The organism is Flammeovirga aprica JL-4 (genome assembly GCF_012844305.1).
Taxonomy (GTDB): Bacteria; Bacteroidota; Bacteroidia; order Cytophagales; family Flammeovirgaceae; genus Flammeovirga; species Flammeovirga aprica.
Map to the genome: position 1 here is coordinate 40152 of NZ_JABANE010000002.1, position 18153 is coordinate 58304.

The following is an 18153-nucleotide window of genomic DNA, read 5'->3' on the forward strand; positions in this document are numbered from 1 at the left end:
CACTTCTTACTTTGTCTGCCCTTGCAGTTCGGATAGTTTCTTCTCAATGTTCACTTTTTCGTGATGAGAAGCCACTTCTTTCGTCAAGGCATTTTGATAATAATTTATAGCTTGCTGTGTTTGATTTCTTTTCGCATAATAATCTCCTATAATCTCATGGCTGTAATAAGAAGAAGGGTTTAAGGCGATAAAATCATCAATTTCAGCTTGTGTCAAACGCTCTTCTTCCGCTAGGTTTATGTATTTTTTGACTAGCTTTTTGAAAGTCAAATAACCTTTAAACTGTGCTGTCTGTACGAAAGGATCTTCTGCTATATTTAAGGAATCAATGGCTAAACTTTTTGTAGAGGATATGGGGGCATTTTTGAAAACGGAATCAAGGTTATAATGGATATATTCCCCCAGTTGGAAATGGGAAGTGGACAGCCACATTTCTTTGGTTTCCGGTTTGAAAATAATGGAATGATGTGCGATCAGCTGATTGATGGCTTTTTCATTACCCAGCCCAATATCCGTATTCTTTAGTCCTCTTTTATCTCTTAAAATAAAAGCGGCCTCTTCCACACCTAGCACTGTAGTGTCATTGATCATCTCTTTCAATCGTTCCATTCTATAATAGCTCGCATAAGCGTTATCATAGGCGGTGGCCGATTTCATGGATGCTGTTTTATAATGGTTGGTGGTCAAGAGCTGATTGTTTTGATCATAAAGAGAATCCACCGCTGAAGGTGATTTTTCTATACTCAATGCTTTTCTATCTGCAGCGGAAGTCACTAATATGGCTTCTGATACAAACCCTTGTCTTCTTAATGCAATCTGATAGGCTTCCTCAGTAGTCTTGGCGTATTGCAGTATTTCCCTTGCGATTAATGAAATAGGTGTTGCGGCCGAAGTGGGCAATTCAGATTCGGCGGCGTTGATGGTGACGGTCAGGCCTGTTTCGTTCATACCGGAAACGACACCTACAAATCCGCCCCAAGTCACTGATGCAAATTTGTAGCCTTCTTTAGGGTTAACGAAGTGAATCATCTTTTCCTTCGCAAATTCATCCCCTACATAAAAATCAAAGTTTCTGCCGACCAACAGTTTTCCATCGTCGGTTTTATCATCCTTTACGGCAAAAGAAGTACAACCTACCAAAGCTAATTCCTGTAAGGCGTGCCCAATATCATGTGCTCCATGATAGTTCAGCAAACGTTGGTAAGCGGGGCCGATATAATTGAACTCCTCATTTGAACCCTGCGACATGCCATAGATTTCCTGACAGTATTCTTCTGAAATACTTGCGTCTAAGTTTCTATTGAAAAAGGCAATCAGCACACGCAAAAACGACAGGTAATTTTTACTTGGAATCAATTCATTAATCTGACTTACAAATGCTTTTTCCTGACGGTACAGCAGTCCTTGTGCCAATATTCCTGTAGAATAACCTATTTCATAGGGTTCTCCTTCAGAATACATTTCCCAAAGGTTTTTATTTTTTTTCTTCAGAAAGTTCTTCCCCAGTGTAAAATGATTTTCGGTGACTGTATCCACTTTTATGGCTTCAAAGTCAGCATAATCTTTTAGTGCAGGAGGTGAAATAAACAGCCATGAAAGGCACCAAATAATGCCTATGGCGAGTAAAGTCAGAAGGATAAAATGCTTTTTCTTCATTTAGTTTGAGGTAGTTTGCGCGTTTACTTTTTCCAGTATTTTTTCTATGTCGACAATCGAACTACAGGTAATAAATGCACTGATTGTCACCCCTAAAATACCGTGTAATGTTAAGTTTTGACCCGTCAGCAGCAGGTTATCCACTTTGGTTTGAGGAGGAATAAACGTTCTAAGCGGATTTCTGTAATCTTTTTCAATGCCGTATAAAGATCCTTCAACAGCACCAATATAATCTCTGAAAGAAAGCGGTGTGGAAGTGGTGTAACTCTGAATACATCCTTCCATTTCGGGCAATCTGTCGTATAATTTTTTGAATAAAACTGCCGCTTTTTCTTCCTTAAACTTCACATACTCCTCATCTCTTTCAGTTCTATGATGCGGTATAGTATGGAAAGTATCCTTCCACTGTTCCACTTCACTGAAATTCATATAGGTCATCAAAGAGAAGCTGTCGCAATACTCAGGATTTTTAGCGTCTTTATTGAAGAATAACGCAAAGCCGTTTCCAAAATCATCTTCAGGATAATTAATACTATCCCAAGGGGAATCAGATTCAAAATGATAAATATTGCTGTTGATATTCTTAAAGGTCTTCTCTTTCAACACACCATAAAGGATAAAGATTGACGGTGTATTCGGCAGTGAATTGATGCGTTTGATATATGATTTTCTTAAGAAGCTCTTATCAATCATATTGACCGTCACTGCAGGCGGAATATTGGAAATAAACTTCTTGCCATACACCTTTTCCTCTCCACCATTGATCATGACAGATTTCACAAGCTTGTCTTCAATATTAAAACCTGTCACTTCAGCGTAGTTTCTCATCACCACGCCTTTTGCTTTAAGGTTTTTCGATAGAAGTCTTTCAATCTGTGCTCCTCCGCCAGTACATTTGTAACTGCTTTCAATGTAGGAATTGAGTACCAATGCGTGAACATAAAGAGGGGCTGATTCTTTTCTACCAGCATACAGAAGGTTGTTTCCGGCAAGTACGCTTTGCAGTTTCTTGTTGGAAGTAATGGACTCCAGATAATCAATTAATCCAATCTGCAACGTCTCAAAATACTGATCGTCTACCTTGTCCGGCTTCAGACTGTACATGGGGAATTTGGATACTATATCTCTGAGTGTATCACAAAAATGTACAATTGCTTCTCTTTCTTCGGGAAAATAGGCAGATAACTTTTCTATAAAATTGTCATACCCTTGTGCATAAGGATATACATTCTCATCCTCACCGAACGAGATCAAATCAAAAGCATCTTCATCTAATTTCTGAAGCTTCAAATCGTCCATGATATTGAAGTACTTGAAAAAAGAGTTCAAGTTCTGCCCCTCATCCAGTCCACCGATATAATGAACACCGGTATCAAAGATTTTCTTGTCTCTTACAAAAGTTTGCAAGTTACCGCCATACTGTCTGTTTTTCTCCAAAATACAAACACTATACCCCTCATCCGCGAGAATATAGCCACACTGCAAACCTCCCAGGCCACTGCCTATGATTACGATATCAAACTCTCTTTCCATGTTGCTTTTGTTTCTTTTTCTCGGATTAAATAAAGGCTGTTCGATGTAATTTTAGACATTGGAATTACATCCAGTTCGTATCCGAGTTCATCAATAATGCTAGAAAATTCCTGCTTGGAAATGTATTCCAGTTCGTTCTCTACCTTATTGAATTTTATAATTTCTGTAGACCAAACTTCTGCCAGCTTAGTTTTTTTCTGTTTCTGTTCTTCGTCCTTGTCTCCGTCTCTGACAATCAAAAAGCCATTGGGCTTCAACAGCGACAAGCACCTTTTCACTACTTTTATTTGCTCTTCTTTTGGAAGGTAATGCAATACATCACTGATGATAAACACATCGGATGCTGGGAAAGGGTGTGTTTTGATATTACCACTTTCAAAATGAATATTCTCCTGATAATGCACCCCACTGTTGGCTATTCTGATTTTTTCCTCATCATAGTCAATACCTAATAACTGACGTTTTTCAGACATATACGCCAACATCTGTGTGGTATAGCCCAATCCGCAGCCAAGGTCTGTAATCACTCCTTCTTTCGGCAATAAGGACTCAAAAAGTCTGAAATTATCTTCCAGCATCAATTTAATTCTGACATACCATTCCGTTACAGGCCCTTTGTAAAGGTAATTGGACAGTACTCTTTTTCTGAAGTAATCCACCGTTTCCAGTTCTTCGCAAAGCTGTAAGTATTCTTTCTTAAAGTACTTTGAAATGGCTTTGGTTCTAGCTTGGTAAGTATCGCCCCACGAAGGATCTTCGTATTTTATTTTCTGCAAGAAAGAAACGCGTATATCACCTCTTTCATAATAAAACTCCGATTTGTTGATGGCTCTGTGTGTACCATGAATCATCATCGGTACAATATCCAATTGAAGCTGTTCAGCCAATAAAAAGGCTCCTTTATGAAAACGTTTCAACGCTCCTGTTTTTGATCGAGTACCTTCCGGGAAAACGATAATTGAATAACCATCTTCCACCATTGACTTCAGCCTTGTCAGTTGCTCCTCTCCTATCCCTTCATCTGCCAATAAATAATCCGCTTTTCTTACTACTCTACCAAAAATAGGAGAATTATACACCCAACTATTGGTCACTAAAACAGCCTTGCGCTTAGCGGCCAACACCAAGAAAATATCCAAAAAGGACTGATGGTTGGCAATGATCACTGATGGACCTTCTAAGTCTTCTTTCGGGAAGTTTTTAAATATCTTTCCTTCAAACATAGGCGAATTCAAAAAGCCTCTGAAGAAGTAACAAAGAATGGTGTGAAAGAGTAATTTACGTTGTCGCATCTTCGCTTTCAAGCCAGGGAAGAACAACAGTAAACTAAGGAGTGTGATCAGCTGTGCGACTGAAACAAAAATCGAATAGCCAATAATGTTTTTCAGTAATTGTAAAAAACGAACAGGCGGTTTTCCTTTATCCGTTCGTACGCTGATAAATGCTTTGAACAGCAACGGCTGAAAAATAAAGGTCATCATCAGTACTGAAACAATACCAATAATGGTCAGCAAACCAATGGAACGCAGGGAAGGATGCTGTGCAAAAAACATGGCACCAATCCCTAATAATGTTGTGATGGAAGACAACAAGATAGAACTTTTATAAACCGGTAAATGTTCCTTTGTATTGTCTATGGTGTTTTCCTGTAAACCTTTGGTGATAAATATGCTGTAATCAATGCCGATTCCGAAAATGAAAGTGGAAATAATCACATTGAAAATATTGAAACGGATATCAAACATCCCCATAATTCCCAGGGTCATCACCCAACTCATGATGATCGGCAGGTAACAGATCAGCGTCAGTTCTATTCTACCAAAAGTGATCAGCAATAATAGTAATACAACAATCGAAGACATGGAAACGAGCACATCAAACTCTGAGTGCAGCATATCAATAATCTGACTCAGAAAACTCTGCTTTTCTACTACATCTACATAACTCAAGGCTTGTATTTGCGGTATCAATTTCTTTTTGTCTCCATCGGTTTTCACCAATGAAGTTACGCCGTGGTAATCCTCTGCTTCAATCACAAAATCATCGACCAAAGTAGAGAAAACTTTGATTTGCTCTTCTACTGGAAATACTTTGTATTCTTTCTCCAATGACGCCCAAAAAGGATCAAAAGTATTGGCTCTAAAACCATAAGGCTTTCCACTTTCTGCAAAACCTTCCTTCAATTTTTCGATTCTTTCTGCCGTCCAAAACTGTTTCCAGCGTATAATTCTTTCTATTTGAATTTTAGAAGGAATAAGCAGTGTACTTGTCAGCATTTCATCAAACTCGAAACCCTCTTTTTTCAAGCTGTCAAGCGATGATTGTAATATAAAGTTTTGGTAAATGGCATCATCCAGTGATTTCCCTTCCGAAGCCAAAAGAATATTGCTGACCATGGCAGGATTGATGCGGTTGATTCTTTCTTCTGCCAGCTGTACTTCCGGTGAGTTGTAATTGAAGCGATCTAAATGTGCATCAAATTTTACATCTCCGGCATAGAAGAAACAAACGAATACAAACCCTAAAAGTAAAGCCACCAACCCTTTATTATTCTCAAAATGATAGTTGGCTATTTTATCTAAAAAGTGCTTTTTCTGTGGAGCAGTACTTGTCACTTTTGGTTTTAGTTTATCTAATATTACTGGAAGGACAATCAAGGCTACCAAAGCCGAAATGATAATACTGATGGCTACAAATATCCCTAAATCATTCATGGCTTTGGCCTTCAAAAAGTTCAAGCACATAAAGGAAATAGATGTCGTCCCTGCACTGAGCAGTAATGGCGTGGCAAGATCACCGACCACTTTTTCTGCCGATTGATTCACTCTATAATGCGTAAGTACGTGCAAGGAGAAATCAATACTGATGCCTATAATAATGGCTCCCATACCAATGGCAATCAAAGAGATGGAAGACTTGAAGAAATATAAGGCGATCAAAGCTGTTCCGAAACCGAAAAGAAGAGGAATCAGCAATAAGAGGAAGATAAATTTATCTTTAAAGTAATAACTGATCAATGCGATAATCAACACCAAAGCTACCGTAATCGTAACATTGACATCTTGTTTGATCTGATTGGCATTGGAGAGTGTGGAGATCGGATTACCATAAAACTCATAGTTCAGTTGAGGGTATTCCTCTTTGATTTCACTGATTGATTGCTCTATGGCTTCCTTAAATTCATTGTTCTTTTTGGAATCACTTCCCTGATGCGTCAAGGAAATAAACATCAAGGCTGTTGTTTGATCTTTACTAACAAAGTGATCTTTATATAATACAACGCCATTATCAAACTGAAAATGCTCTAGTCGCTTCAATGCCGACGGCACAAGCATATATGGATCTTTGGGAATGTACTGTTTGAAAAGCATTCCCGAAGGGGTAATCAGGTTCTTATAAAGGTTTTTGAATAAGGGATCTGTGCCTGCTTCCAGCTCTTCTTCCAAGCGCTCATAATCTTGAGCGGTCAGATAGATGGGAAGGTGCTCAAAAGTGGTTTGGTAATAAGTTGTAAAAAGGGAGGAGTTGACTTTTGCCATCTTTTTCTCCACAAAAGGAGCGACTTCACCTTCTTCCAGTTTTTCCGCTAATGCATCTATCCCTTTGATTAATACATCTGGATTTTTCTCGTCATTCTCCAAAGAAACCAACACAATCACTTTTTCCATGAACTTACTGTTCCCTAGAATAAAGCTTGATTTCTCTAATGCTTCGTTGGTGGGAAGCATTTCCATGATATCTTCTTTGAACCCAATTTTGTAAACTGTATACGAAACAGTTCCCAAGAAGAGGGCCGTTAGAAGGTAAAGGGCACTTATTCGGTACTTAAAAAAGTGCAGTATCTTTAAAAAAAATTGGCTCATTATGTTAATTTATAATCGTCAACTTCTGTGTTTTATTAGAGTTAAGAGTTTAGAATTAAGAGTTAAAGTGGTTCTTGTTGTGGTTCGCGAGGACGTTCCCACAATCGATATCCTTTTTTTCTTCATTCTTAATTCTTCATTCTTCCCCCGCCTTATAGGCTATCAGCTTAAAAGCTCCAAAACTAATACATCCTAAAACGAATGCAAGAAGAAACGCAAAGACGGTCGCTCCCACACTGTATAACATCAGATGTTGTTGTATCACATCGAAGTTAATTTCATCTAGTTGGGGAATGATAATTTTTTCATTAAACAGGATTTCCCCGGTTTTAAAACTTGCATACAACCAAAGCGGAATAAATGGCGGAATGCTGATATTGGCCGCTACAATCACGATGGGTTTGTTCAGTTTGAAAAAATGTGCCAGCCCAATCGCTGTTACTAACTGATAGCCCCAAATAGGTACTATTCCCATAAAAACCCCAAAGAAGACGGCTAATGCTTTTTTATATGGCGGTTCTTCTACATCAAAAAAGAGGTCCTTTATGTGCTCTTTAATGTTTTTTTTTTGAGACTTCTGAAAAAGTCTCTAGGCTTGATGTATAGTAAACAGATGGTGACCAATATGGTATTTAGGATGCTGATCCTTGTAAAATCAGTAAAAGGTCTGAAGTGCGTTATGCGTTCTTCTGTTGGAGGATAATACACATTTATCGGCACTGTTTCAATCGCCACACCTTTCCATGCTGACCTTACCAAAATCTCAATTTCAAACTCATAACGCCACGAAATCAATTGAATATCATTGACTTGTTTTAGAGGATACAAACGGTAACCCGATTGTGTATCAGGTGCTTTGATTCCCGTTTCAAATGTAAACCAGAAGTTGGAAAATTTATGGCCGAAACTACTTTTCCCAGGTACTGAATTTTGAAGCATATCCCTTGCTCCAATAATGATGGCATTAGTGTTTGTCTCTAGTTTTTCAATAAACTGAGGAAGGTCAGACGCTTTATGCTGTCCATCAGAATCAATGGTGATCGCATATTCAAAACTTTGTTTTTCTGCTTCCAAAAATCCCGCTCTTAATGCTTTTCCCTTTCCGCGGTTCTGCTCAAATACAATGCTTTGGATGTTCGGAAGCTGACTTAAGATTTCTGAAGTATTGTCCGTGCAGCCGTCATTGATCACAATCACATTAGTGGTATATTCCAATACACTATCAATCACCCCTTTTAATTCCCTATCATTATTGTAAGTAGGAATTAAAACACAGCATTTCAGACGATCAAAATCTGCCTGCAAACGTGGGGAAGCAATATGTTCTTCAACTCCATTCATTTTATTCAAAGTCTGTGAAGGTTCCTCTAAATTTAAAATAGGCTTTCTCCTGATCTTTCAATTCAGCTTTCACCTCCATTGTATCATTTTCCTGTTTTAAAACTGTTACGTCTGCCACCACTTCACTTTGGAGCTGTGGATCCAGAATCGACAAGAATTTGATGGTTTTTATGGCAGATACAGCAACTTCCTTTTGATATTCCTGCTCGCACAATTCCTTTATGATATCCAGCATACACACCCCCGGCGTGACAGGCTGTCCTGGAAAATGACCTTGGAAAATTTCATGCTCTTTATTCAAACTGATCTGAGCCGAAAATTTATTTTCCTCTTTTGTCAATTCCTTCACTTGAAAGAAGTCTGTTTGCTGTAACATTATAATATTTCTTTTTTCTCTAATTTCACTTTTAATTTCAGGTGGGAAGCATCAATCTCTACCGACTCCAAATGCTTGTCTTTGTAATCAAACAGGATGGTTTTTCCTATGTTCCCAAACATTTCCAGAAGATACACTTCCTTTCTCCTTTTCTTCCCATCAAACAAGAAGTAGTATTTTTTCCTTCCTTTTTTCACTTTCAAAAGGATGTCATCTTCACGTTCCCAACATTTTTTGACCACCATATTCTGATTGTCAAAATCCACATCATAAAACACTTCCGAAAAGTCCTTCCAAAGATGATTCAACACCATTTTTTTATCGAGTGGTGGAATCACAAAATTGGTTGTATAGTCTTTTGGAGTAATGGTCATATCCAATAACTTCATTCCAATCTCGGTCACCAATACTACCTGCTTTTCGGTTTCATTCAGTGACTTCACCACAAGCAAACCCGTATAGTATTTATCGTAGAAATAGATCTTCGATTTGAACAAACGGGTGACAGGCTGTTCCAATGTTTCATTCAAAAGTTCTTCATCACAATTTTCCAATTTTGAAAAAGAGGACTTGTGATAATAAGTACAAGAAGATAAAACACTGATCAGCAGGAACAGCAGGCTATTTCTCCACAAAGTTGTCATCGCTTATCGTTTCATTGTATTTATGATCCACAAAATCAAACTGAGTGTAATCCTCCCCCTGTTCTTTGATTACCACTTTGAACACCGAATAATCTTTTAGGCTGATATACAAATGAAGTTCGGCCATATACTGACTCCAATTACTGTCTTTGGGCTTCAACTGCATCTTCACTGTGTTATCACCTTTGAAATATTTCACCTCAAAATTCTCATCATCACCAATATTTCCATTCACCATATTGAGCATCATTTTGTTCACTACAGAGAAAATAGGATTGGAAGAAGCGTCAAAAGTATTGGTCTTCTCTTCATCAATCATAGAGATAATATCCCCGTTGATAATGATGGCATAAGTAATCGGTGAGAGGTATTCCCATCTTAAACGGTTAGGGCTTTTATACAAAAAAGCACCCTTACTGATGAGATCTTGATTCATCAATGAAAGATGTTTGGTTTGCACAAAGTCACTGCTTATGCTTTGGATGGTCTTTGCATTTTCTTTCAGGTCCATAATGGCCTGATCTGTATTTTCAATGGGTTCATATTGCTGTGCCCAACAAACCGATTGAATAAGCAAAAATGTAAAACCTATATAATATTTCAATTTCATTTAATGCTCCATTTAGTTGAAAAGCTCACTAACAGTTACCGCTTGTAAGTTTTTCCTTTGAATTATTTTTATTATTTCTTCAAGGTGATCTACTGTAATCTGCATGGTATCGTGCAATAAAATCACATCACCACCTGACACTTTCTCTACCTTGCTAATCAACTCTTTTTTTGTCTTTGCAATCGTATCCAAAGAACGAATGCTCCAGCCGACTGAGTGTAATCCCAATGCTTTCACCGCTTTGGCAATATGCGGATTAGTAACGCCATAAGGCGGACGGAACAGTTTATTTTCCTGCTTTGTCATCCCCTCAATCAAAGCATTTGTTTTTTGAAGTTCCTCCTTCACTTTTGAGGTAGAATAGAGATCAAAAAAATAACTATGCGACCAAGTATGATTGCCAATTTCATGCCCTTGTGCCACTATTTTTTCGATCGTCTCAAAATCTTCTTCAATTTTATGTCCAATACAAAAGAAAGTTGCCTTTACGTTGTACTGTCCTAAGATCTCTAGAATCTTTTCTGTTGTCTCTTTATTAGGTCCATCATCAAACGTCAACGCCACTTTCTGTACTCCTTCTTTCTTGATCCATGATTTCAAAAAGAAGTTGTTTTCTATTTTAATAACACCCATTACAATTACAAAAAGGGCTGTGATCAATATCAAAAACGATAAAAAGAAAAAGAGCACATGTACCTTACTCCCCAAATAAAGCGTAAGAAAAATTAGTGATACGCTGACGAGCAATGTTTTATGGAATTTAGACATTCCTTAAAAGAATTAGCCCTTGTGTTCCATCAAAAAATGTGGTGTGTACTAGTACTGTATTCACTACTTTACCTTTGCCCAAAAGTGATTGTCTTAAGGTTTCGTCCTTCATCATTTTAGCGGCTAAACCCACACCAAATGATGAAGCCGTATGATATTCACCCGACCATTTTTTGAAGTTCAACACCTCAAGTCTTGCTTCCGCGTATAAGAGTTTCAATGCCTCATTTCCAGCATCACCTGTCAAAACTAGATCAATATCTTCTTTATTTATTTCATTTTCCTGAAGGAAGTTATCAATAGTACTATTCAAGCTTTCATCACTCTGCAATACTGCTTTTACATCTACTATTTCGGCATAAGTACTTTCCGATTTTTGATCAGAAATGATAAATACACCTGCACCTTCTCCCCACTGTCCACCGTAATTATTCTCTTTATAAAGTTGCTGTACTGTAGGCGTCAATTCATCGATACCTCCCACTAGCCAATTGGTATTTTTACGCTCTTTGGTAAAAAGGAAACCATCCAGCAATGCATTTTCAAATGAGGTACCTTCCTGACTGTAAGTAGTATTATAGCCATTGTTTTTCAGTACCAAACCAATCTGCCCGGCAATTGTATTGTGAGTAGAAACGATAAAAGACGAAGGGTTCACCATCGACTCCTCAGAAGTGACCATGCTGTTCAAGAACTTCTCTGTACTGACCAAGCAACCTAATCCCGTTCCTACAATCACTCCACTCAATTCCTCTGACTTCACACCCGCGTCCTCCATGGCAATCAATGTAGACAAAACACCCATTCTGATCACTTTGGACATACGGCGGTATACCTTTGGAGAAAGGTATTCTTTGATAGGTGGCAACGTGGCTTCCCATCTTCCGTCTTCTGTGGCTGTTGGTACTTGAAGTGAAAATTCCGTTTTGAAAGTTTCCTGAGTAGAAATCAAACCGACACCATTAATGTACGTTTTCATAGGCTAATTTTTCTGAAATAAAATGGATGAACAGTTTCCTCCAAAACCAAAAGAATTGGATAATATGGTCTTTACACCTTCTACTTTTTGCAGGGCAGTTACCGGTACAATTTCTAACTCCTGCATTGGTGTTTTGAAATTCAAATTCGGAAAAATCAGCTGATGCTCTAAAGTCAAACAACTGATTACTCCTTCTATACTTGCGGCCGCTGCCAAGGTATGTCCTGTGAAAGGCTTTGTAGAACTAAACGGTGGAAGTGCTTCTTGAAACAACCTCTTCATGGCTACTCCTTCAGAAAGATCATTATTTTCTGTTCCTGTACCATGTACATTGATGTAATCCACTTCCGTTTCTTTCACCCCTGCCACTTGCAGTGCATCACGCATGGCGTAAAAGGCACCATTTCCTTCAGGAGAAGAAGCCGTTTGATGGAAAGCATCATTGGCATTGGCATAACCGACCACTTCACAATACGTTTTCTTTCCTTCTTGCTCTACTAAGCGCTCCGATTCCAAGACTAAAAAACCTGCCCCTTCACCAAGGTTAAGACCCGTTCTGCTGTCATCAAAAGCTCTCGTTTTTTCGGAGTCTAAAATTCTCAATGAATCAAACCCGTTCAGCGTAAACTTTGTCAACGCATCGGCGCCGCCAACAATCACACGATCCAGTTTTCCGTGTTTGATCATTCTTGCACCCAGCATGATCGCATTGGCAGAAGAAGAACAAGCCGTACTGATCGTTGATACAAAACCGTTGACTTCAAAGTACTGTGCCAAGAAGCGGGTACTATTGCCACAGGGATGTTTTTTGACAATGCTTGTATCAATAGTATTCCCCTCAAAATAATCCTTGGCCACTGTTTCTGTTAAATCCATTCCCGCCACACTTGAGGCAGAGATCAGTCCTGTCTTTATGGTTTTTGTAGGTTGTATGCCACTATCCGCCACTGCTTCTTTCGCCGCTTTCAGAGCGAGTAAAAGCGTTCTGGAATAATCCGTTTCTTTATTCAAACCCAAATCCTCTTTCAGAACATCATTGGTCATCTTTACCTCCCCTACAGGAAGTCTTTCCGCATGAATACTCTGAAGGCGATGCATCTTATCAATGCCCGTTCTGCCTTCTTTTAAAGATTCAAAGATTGAATGCACATCATTTCCTATGGCTGCTATTGCTCCAATACCCGTTACAAAAACCTTAGACATATACTTAATGGAATTACAGATAAATACTACTCTTTGACTGCAAGCTGTGCTGCAATAAAGTTGGCCATTGTGTCAATTGAACCAAATACTTCTTTTCCTGCTTTAGGATTTTCTAATTTGATTCCGTACTCTTTTTCTAATAAAAGCACCAATTCCAAAGCATCAATAGAATCAAGACCTAAACCGTCACCAAATAAAGGCTCTTCGTTATCAATATCTTCTACTTCTTCTAAGTTCAACTGCTCGATAATTTGAACTTTAAGCTGCTCTTTTAATTCTTCTAAATTCATTTTTCCAATATTTTTAAAAAATAGACTCCAGTTGTTTTAATGCAAAAGGAGTATCATTTTCACTTCCCTTTTCTACTAAAACTAACTTCACATTAAGTTGTGATTCAAAACAATCCACCCATCCGAAAATGCACGCTTTGGTTGACGTAGATTGAAACGTCTGCACTACATTCTCATATAAAAATGGGAGGTCCATTGTGTCTTGAATAAAAAATTGTTGCTCCCCGTTCCATTTGTGTTTAATGCAAACTTCACCCATCACAATGTTGGGCAAGGTATACACAAAAATACTCGGACTTGGGAAATAGGCCGATGCCTCTTTTATGGTATCATGATGCTGTTGGTCGGTGTCTAGTGATGCACTTTTATTGACAAATACTAGCCCTACTTCATCATCATTATATTTCTCTATTAAATTGTTATTTCTAACCAAAAACTCTGTTGCCAGTACGCCTGCTTTAGACATCAGGTCCATTTTGAAAAACTTGCTGTAACTCAACTCCAATGACTTGTACACCTTTTTCAAAAACTGCTTCAGGTCTTCTGCTTCAAAGTGAGCGTCCTCTCCTCTATAAGTAATTTTATTGTTGGAAAGGTGAATGCTGTCTGTTATAAATAAATCTTTCATCCTATTCCTGTTTTAATAAAATTGCGGCGTTGCACCCTCCAAATCCAGAAGCTGTTTTTAAGGCTAAAGTAACAGGCTGTTCCACTGTTTCCGTCAGTACATTGAGCGGTAAAGTGGTGCCGAGGTTCTGAAAACCTTTTGTGGCTATCAACTTATTATTTTTCAGCGAATGCATGGTAATAATAGACTCTACCAATCCTGCCCCTCCTAGTGTATGACCGAAATATCCCTTCAAACTATTCAATGGTTTTTCTTCTAAAGAAAGTCTGTTGAATGCCTGTGCTTCCATTTCGTCATTATAAGGTGTGGCAGTGCCATGGGCTGAAATAAAATCAATTTCACAGGCTTCTATTCCATGTTTTTTCAAGGTATTCCTTACTGCTCTGAAAACGCCTTCACCTGTTCTTGAGGGTGCTGAAATATGATTTGCATCGTTGTTCATTGCCCCTTCCAGCACTTGAATGTCGCTTTGGATAGTCGTACTCAAAACCACCGTTCCAATCGCTTCTCCAAGTGATACTCCTTCACGATCTCTATCAAAAGGCTGACATGGCTGAGGTGCTACGGCGTTGAATGCTGTGAATCCTGACAAAGTGAAATTATCTATAATATCACCGCCACAAACCACTATATGTTCGTAAGTTTTTCCTTGTAGTAAACGTGCGGCAATGTTCTGTGCGGCTACTCCAGAAATACAAGCGGTTGAGATCGTTTGAACGGTATTGGCACATTCAAAATAGTCGCCTACTTTCTGTGCTAACCCTCCAATAAACAATCTTTCTTTACCGAATTGCTCCTGTTTGTCTTGGTTTAATAAATCAATATTTCCCTTTGTGGTAGACAACAGTAATAGTGTTTTTTTATCGCTCAAAGTGATATTAGCAGTCTGCAGCACATCTTGAATGGAAGCGATAAACAACTGCTCCAAACGTGTGTATTCCTCCAAACTTTCAAGCACAGTATGTTCTTTTGCCACACGCTCCATATCAATCAGTGAAAGATAATTTTCCTGATCTGCATGTACGTTGTGCAATTCCACTCCTGACTTTCCTTGGGATAATGCTTCAAAATTCTCTTCCGGCGTATTGCCTAGCGAAGAGATCAAAGCATCTGCCACTACATATACCTTCTTCTGCATTTCACACTATTTAATTAAACCCTTTTCACGTTTCCATTCCTCAAAAAACTCAGGGAACGTCAACTGCAACTCATGGTCTTCTGTAATGAAAACCTGTATTGATTTTCCAGTAGCCACCAGCACATTGTCTGAGCTTCTGAATAATCTGAATTTATAAATAAGCTTGGCCGCCCTCGTTTCTACAAAAGTAGTTTCCACAATGATTTTATCACCGTAGCGAAGTGGCTGTTTATAATCGCATTTTACACTTACAACAGGAACCATAAAGCCCTTTTCGTACATCTGCATATAGCTGATGCCGTGTTCTAGGCCAAACGCTTCACGGCCTTCTTCCATGTACTTGATGTAGTGACCATGCCATACGATACGCATTGTATCCACCTCACTGAAACGTACTGGAAATACCGTTTTGTTGACCAATTCCGTTGCTTCTGCTGTTGAATTACGCTTCATCTTGCTCAATAAAAATTTTCAACTCTGCTGAAGCAATCACTTCTTCGTTGATCGTAATCACTCCTTCCACAATAGAAGCACCAAACACTTCATTTTTCACGGTTACTGTAGTAGTAATCGTTTCTCCTACCAAGGGATGTTTCTGTAATTGAAACCCTTTGATACCACCAATAAACCCAAGCGGTACATCCTTCTCCGCTTGAGCACATCTGTATCCCACGCCTGCAGCGGCAGTCTGAGCAATATTCTCTACTAGTGCTGCCGTTTGAAGTTTCCCTTTTCTCACAAAAAGCATATCTTCCTTCACTTCTTTTGAAGTTACTGTCACCTTTTCGTCGGCCTCCAAAAGATTATCGACCATAATAAACGGTGCACGTTGAGGAATATATTGTTCTATTGTTTCTGCTGTAGCTATCATTGTGTTATCAGTTCCCATAGTGGGCCTTTTTTATTTCTTTCTCTTAAAAATTTCATATTTTCAGAGATCTCATCCATTTCTGTCGGGAACACCCACTTTCTGCCTGTTGCCTTTGCTAATTCCTGAATATTGGATAAATCCACCTTATCAGAAATGTAATATTTAGGCGTAAGCAAAGAAGTATCTTTTGTGATCACCCCTTCTTCCAGTGCAATATTATACAGTGGTGTATTCGGGAAAATCCTCATGCCGACAAATGGGAAAAAGACCGTCCTCGGAAATCTTTTAGAGTTTTCTAATGTCTCTCTTATTGTTTCGTCCGTTTCTCCAACTCCTCCTAAAATCAAAAAGTGAGCAAAGTGAATGCCCACCTCATCACACAATTCTGAAACGCGAACGATTTCATCTACATTGAATTTCTTACCGTACCTTTTCAGCTGTGCATCTGACAGTGAATCCGTACCAAATTCAATATGCGTCAACCCAGATTTCTTAAACAGTTCCAGATCTTCTTTGGTAATATTGAAAGGAGAAAAATAGGCCATCCATTTTATCTTGATGCCATTTTCAATGATTTTCTCCGCCAATACTCTATTGTATTCTGCATTGAGATTAAAGACTGAATCTGTAAAAAATACATGATCGCCTTGGTTCTCTTTTTGTATTTTCTTTAATGAATCAATGATTAAATCCTGATCCAGCATTCTTACTTTCCTACCTTCAATACTAGGATAACTGCAGTACACGCATTTGTACGGACAGCCTCTTTTGGTTTGAATATTAATCAAACCACTTTCTTTCCAATAGTATTTCAGTAGATGTGGATCAAATGCAAAACGGAGGGCACATGAATAATCTTTCTTATCATTGAAAACCACTTCACCGTCTTTTTCATAGACCAATGATTGAATGTTCTCAACAGAAGTATTATTATCCAGTGCTTGAATCAGTTGTGTCAGACTTTCTTCACCTTCACCCACTACGCCATAGTCTGCACCTAATTCTTTATAAAGTTCTTTGTAGAAAATCGAATAACCCGATCCTCCCAAAATAATTTTAGCCTCTGAAACACTTTTCACTGAGTCAATCAGCGATTTGTAATGCTGAATAAAACTGGCTTGATGATAAGAGTCAGAGTCATCGATATTTCGTAAAGAAACGCCTACATAATCAGGACTGATTTCTTTTACTTTTGCTTTAAGTTCTTCTAATGACACAAGGTTGCAATCAATTAATGAAACCCTGTGCGTGGGTAATTTTTCTCTTAAATATGTGGCTAGATAAGATATTCCAATCGGGTAAACAGGATAAGGAACCTTAAATTGGTTGGCTGATAAAAGTACTACTTGTTTGTTTGCTATTCCGATAGACATTATTTCTTCCAAAAATCGTAAAAATTAAACCATTGTTCTGGATAATCCTGTACTTTCTGTTCGACCAGTTTTATATATTGCTCCGCCAGTTCTTTACTTTTCATTCCTTCATAGGCAACTGACGAATTCAACTTATAATGCATTCCTTTGTCTTTCATGGCAAATGCAAAGCAAACAGGTACTTTCAATCGGCTTGCCATATCAAATACACTCTTAGGAAATAATGCTTTTTCACCGAGAAAATCCAATTCCAATGTAGGTGCTCCACTTAGAAAGCGATCCCCTTGAATACAGAGAATTTCTCCATTTTTCAAAGCTTTGTTGATAAGAAAAATATGTGACATATCTTCTTTGATCGCAATCACATTAAAATTTCTATTTCCCAACTGTGATGAGACCAGATTTTTGATTTTCTGATATTCTGCATCAAACATCACAACATGTATTTTGGTGGATAAACGGTCCAGCAACTGCCCTGCAATTTCCCAGTTTCCAATGTGTGCCGTGATGATCATACCGCCTTTTCCGGTTTCCCCAAGGGCGTGTAATCTCTCTTCTCCATCACAATCAAAAGTATAACGCTCTTTGATAGGCGTCATCATTGCAAACTTGTCAAGCAATACTCTTCCAAAAGTAATTCTATTGGTAAAGATATGTTTTGCGGCTTTGAATGTTGAAAAGCCTAATCTCTCCTTATAGAATCGATAGGAAATACGGGAAGATTTAGGATCAAAAAGAACGTAGTAGGGTACTACTAAATACAAAAGCGCACTTGCAGGACCCACTCCAAAATTCTTTAGGAAAAAGATAAAAATACTATAACCTAATACTCCTCCCTTTGTTTTTCCACTCCAAACAGACATAAAAAATGTATTCTAAA

18 protein-coding genes are annotated in these 18153 nt (G+C 38.3%); all 18 read right to left on the reverse strand.

Annotation, left to right across the window (positions count from 1 at the left end; translation table 11 throughout):
- Positions 1-6 precede the first annotated feature (6 nt).
- Positions 7-1656, reverse strand: coding sequence for a C45 family autoproteolytic acyltransferase/hydolase (locus HHU12_RS00890; RefSeq protein ID WP_169654258.1), 1650 nt, complete (start codon positions 1654-1656; stop codon positions 7-9).
- Positions 1657-3189, reverse strand: coding sequence for a phytoene desaturase family protein (locus HHU12_RS00895; protein WP_169654259.1), 1533 nt, complete (start codon positions 3187-3189; stop codon positions 1657-1659).
- Complete coding sequence (locus tag HHU12_RS00900) at positions 3165-6974, reverse strand: trifunctional MMPL family transporter/lysophospholipid acyltransferase/class I SAM-dependent methyltransferase (protein WP_169654260.1); 3810 nt, start codon at positions 6972-6974, stop codon at positions 3165-3167. Before HHU12_RS00900 ends, HHU12_RS00895 begins: the two co-directional genes overlap by 25 nt.
- A gap of 214 nt (positions 6975-7188) precedes the next feature.
- Complete coding sequence (locus HHU12_RS34960) at positions 7189-7527, reverse strand: DUF2062 domain-containing protein (protein WP_205959742.1); 339 nt, start codon at positions 7525-7527, stop codon at positions 7189-7191.
- A 68-nt stretch (positions 7528-7595) separates the two neighbouring features.
- Complete coding sequence (locus HHU12_RS34965) at positions 7596-8393, reverse strand: glycosyltransferase family 2 protein (protein WP_205959739.1); 798 nt, start codon at positions 8391-8393, stop codon at positions 7596-7598.
- 1 nt (position 8394) lies between these two features.
- A complete protein-coding gene (locus HHU12_RS00910) occupies positions 8395-8769 on the reverse strand; it encodes a hotdog family protein (protein WP_062615609.1) in 375 nt (124 codons plus the stop codon).
- The gene (locus HHU12_RS00915; protein WP_169654261.1) at positions 8769-9413 is read right to left on the reverse strand and encodes a hypothetical protein; all 645 of its coding nucleotides are present in this window, start codon (positions 9411-9413) and stop codon (positions 8769-8771) included. Before HHU12_RS00915 ends, HHU12_RS00910 begins: the two co-directional genes overlap by 1 nt.
- Complete coding sequence (locus HHU12_RS00920; RefSeq protein WP_169654262.1) at positions 9391-10023, reverse strand: LolA family protein; 633 nt, start codon at positions 10021-10023, stop codon at positions 9391-9393. Before HHU12_RS00920 ends, HHU12_RS00915 begins: the two co-directional genes overlap by 23 nt.
- A 12-nt stretch (positions 10024-10035) precedes the next feature.
- A complete protein-coding gene (locus tag HHU12_RS00925; protein WP_169654263.1) occupies positions 10036-10791 on the reverse strand; it encodes a polysaccharide deacetylase family protein in 756 nt (251 codons plus the stop codon).
- Positions 10784-11770, reverse strand: a complete 987-nt coding sequence (locus HHU12_RS00930) for a beta-ketoacyl synthase N-terminal-like domain-containing protein (RefSeq protein WP_169654264.1) — start codon at positions 11768-11770, stop codon at positions 10784-10786. The genes HHU12_RS00925 and HHU12_RS00930 overlap by 8 nt, the downstream gene beginning before the upstream one ends.
- A gap of 3 nt (positions 11771-11773) precedes the next feature.
- Entirely contained in the window at positions 11774-12973 is a 1200-nt protein-coding gene (locus HHU12_RS00935; protein ID WP_169654265.1) for a beta-ketoacyl-[acyl-carrier-protein] synthase family protein, read from the reverse strand.
- A 26-nt stretch (positions 12974-12999) separates the two neighbouring features.
- Positions 13000-13263: a phosphopantetheine-binding protein gene (locus HHU12_RS00940; protein WP_169654266.1), complete on the reverse strand. Its 264-nt coding sequence runs from the start codon at positions 13261-13263 to the stop codon at positions 13000-13002.
- 13 nt (positions 13264-13276) lie between these two features.
- A complete protein-coding gene (locus HHU12_RS00945) occupies positions 13277-13891 on the reverse strand; it encodes a hypothetical protein (RefSeq protein ID WP_062615616.1) in 615 nt (204 codons plus the stop codon).
- Position 13892: 1 nt separating this feature from the next.
- Complete coding sequence (locus HHU12_RS00950; RefSeq protein ID WP_169654267.1) at positions 13893-15029, reverse strand: beta-ketoacyl synthase N-terminal-like domain-containing protein; 1137 nt, start codon at positions 15027-15029, stop codon at positions 13893-13895.
- A 6-nt stretch (positions 15030-15035) separates the two neighbouring features.
- On the reverse strand, positions 15036-15482 hold the full coding sequence (locus HHU12_RS00955) for an acyl-CoA thioesterase (protein ID WP_169654268.1): 447 nt from the start codon (positions 15480-15482) through the stop codon (positions 15036-15038).
- Positions 15472-15918 carry a 3-hydroxyacyl-ACP dehydratase gene (locus tag HHU12_RS00960; RefSeq protein WP_169654269.1) on the reverse strand — a complete coding sequence of 149 codons (447 nt, stop codon included), beginning with the start codon at positions 15916-15918 and terminating at the stop codon, positions 15472-15474. Before HHU12_RS00960 ends, HHU12_RS00955 begins: the two co-directional genes overlap by 11 nt.
- Positions 15897-17273: a lipid biosynthesis B12-binding/radical SAM protein gene (locus HHU12_RS00965; protein WP_169654270.1), complete on the reverse strand. Its 1377-nt coding sequence runs from the start codon at positions 17271-17273 to the stop codon at positions 15897-15899. The genes HHU12_RS00960 and HHU12_RS00965 overlap by 22 nt, the downstream gene beginning before the upstream one ends.
- Positions 17273-18136, reverse strand: coding sequence for an LpxL/LpxP family acyltransferase (locus HHU12_RS00970; protein WP_169654271.1), 864 nt, complete (start codon positions 18134-18136; stop codon positions 17273-17275). Before HHU12_RS00970 ends, HHU12_RS00965 begins: the two co-directional genes overlap by 1 nt.
- Between the last annotated feature and the right edge of the window lie 17 nt (positions 18137-18153).